Annotated in this window: 2 protein-coding genes; one reads left to right on the top strand and one right to left on the bottom strand. The window is 56.8% G+C overall.

All coding sequences use genetic code 11. From position 1 onward, the window contains the following. Positions 1-267: 267 nt before the first annotated feature. Complete coding sequence (locus tag ACR0IM_RS24475; RefSeq protein ID WP_480643678.1) at positions 268-537, top strand: spike base protein, RCAP_Rcc01079 family; 270 nt, start codon at positions 268-270, stop codon at positions 535-537. A gap of 82 nt (positions 538-619) precedes the next feature. On the opposite strand, the gene ACR0IM_RS24470 is transcribed toward ACR0IM_RS24475, so the two are convergent. After that, entirely contained in the window at positions 620-1,786 is a 1,167-nt protein-coding gene (locus ACR0IM_RS24470) for a nucleotide sugar dehydrogenase (RefSeq protein ID WP_480643679.1), read from the bottom strand. Between the last annotated feature and the right edge of the window lie 208 nt (positions 1,787-1,994).

The raw sequence follows: 1,994 nt of genomic DNA, 5'->3' as shown, positions 1-1,994 counted from the left end.
CGAGGTTCAGACCGGCGCCTATCTCGGAGAGGACGACATCGTCCGATACGAGGACGTCTACGCCCGAGGCCAAGGCGCAAAGGGCTGAACAGCCACGCAACAGAACGCGCGGCATAAGACACCCAAGTGCCGCGCGGAACAGGCCCCCGAAACGGGTTTTTTGTGTTGGGCCGCCGAACAGGCTGCGCAACGCACGATGGGCTTTCACGTCGTTAAGCGGATTTGGCTAGCGTTCCGCCGATTGACACAGAGAACGAGACCCGACCCATGACGACCAACCCGTTTACAAACCGTGTTTCCAGCTTGTCCGGCCCCGCGCGCGACGCTGCCCCCGTGACACCTTCTGACACCACCGATCTGGCCGAAGTGGCAATCGGTCTGTACGTCGAAACGGGCGGTGCGGTGGTGATGACCACGGTCCGCGGCGAAACACGCACCGTACAGGTGGCTGATTTTTCCATCCTGCCTGTCGGTGTGACGCGCGTTCATGCCACCGGGACAACTGCATCGGGCATCCACGCCCTCGTGCTGATCTGAGACAGAACCGAAACCTGCCGCTGTCGTTTGCGCGGCAGGTCTTCCTTGAATAGGCGCGGGTTCAGCGCCGCCCCAGCCGATCTTAGTCGGCACCGAACAGATCGCGGGTAAAGACCTTGTCGCTTACATCGCGTATTTCGTCTGACAAGCGGTTGGCGACAATTAAGTCAGCCTGCCGCTTGAACTCCTCAAGATCGCGGATCACCGGTGAGTGAAAAAAGTGATCCGCGCTCAGGGTCGGTTCATAGACGATGACCTCTATGCCCTTGGCTTTGATCCGTTTCATGATTCCCTGAACCGAGCTTTGACGGAAATTATCGCTGCCCTCTTTCATCACCAGACGGTAAATGCCGACAACCTTTGGCCCTTTCATCAGAATCTGGTCGCTGAGGAAATCCTTGCGGGTGCGGTTGGCATCGACGATAGCGCGGATCAGGTTCTGCGGCACGTGGTTGTAATTGGCCAGTAGCTGCTTGGTGTCCTTGGGCAAGCAATAACCGCCATAGCCAAAGGACGGGTTGTTGTAATGCGCGCCAATGCGCGGGTCGAGGCTGACGCCTTCGATGATCTGGCGCGAGTCCATGCCTCCTGCCAGGGAATAACTGTCCAACTCGTTGAAAAACGCCACCCGCATGGCAAGAAAGGTATTGGCGAACAGCTTGATCGCCTCGGCCTCGTCTGCATCGGTGAACAGCACCGGTACTTCCTTGTCCACCGCCCCTTCCACCAGCAGATCGGCAAAGACCTTTGCCCGGTCTGACCGTTCACCGACGATGATGCGGCTGGGGTGCAGGTTGTCATAGAGCGCCCGCCCCTCGCGCAGGAACTCCGGTGAGAAGATGACGTTGTCGGTGCCGAACCGCGCGCGGGCCCCGGCGACGAACCCCACCGGGATGGTGGATTTGATCACGATGACCGCGTCTGGATTCAGCGCGGTAACTTGTTCGATTACCGTATCGACCGAACTTGTGTCGAAGTAATTGCTGCGCGGATCGTAATTGGTTGGAGTAGCTACAATCACGAACTCTGCCCCGCCAAAGGCAGTTTCCGCATCGGTCGTGGCGGTTAGGTCAAGCGTGCGGTTCGTCAGGAAATCGGTAATCTCGGTATCCTGGATCGGGCTTTGACGCTGGTTAACTTGATCAACACGATCTGCTGACAGGTCCAAAGCCACCACTTCATGGTTTTGTGCCAACAGCACAGCATTGGACAGGCCGACATAGCCAATCCCGGCAATTGCAATCTTCATACAAAAATTCCTTGTGTAACCAGTGTCCGGGTTCGCGAATCGAACATACCCTAATTTTACCGCCTGATAAGAAGCGAAGTTTTTGTTCGTATTAGGTCGTTCTCAGTTGGTTTCGCATTAATTCACTGCGGCGTTGATAGGAGTTGTTACGAGGGATGGTGTGATTTGGCTGATTGTTCTTCCCCATCGGGTGACGGGGTTTTCTGCG

This window comes from Ruegeria sp. BF6 (genome assembly GCF_056538665.1).
The sequence above is the reverse complement of the archived record's forward strand: the minus strand, read 5'-3'. Positions and strand labels throughout refer to the sequence as shown.

Excerpts from the sequence above, each read along its gene's own strand:
- ACR0IM_RS24475 (WP_480643678.1), top strand. The coding sequence starts at position 268 with ATGACGACCAACCCGTTTACAAACCGTGTTTCCAGCTTGTCCGGCCCC.
- ACR0IM_RS24470 (WP_480643679.1), bottom strand. The coding sequence starts at position 1,786 with ATGAAGATTGCAATTGCCGGGATTGGCTATGTCGGCCTGTCCAATGCT.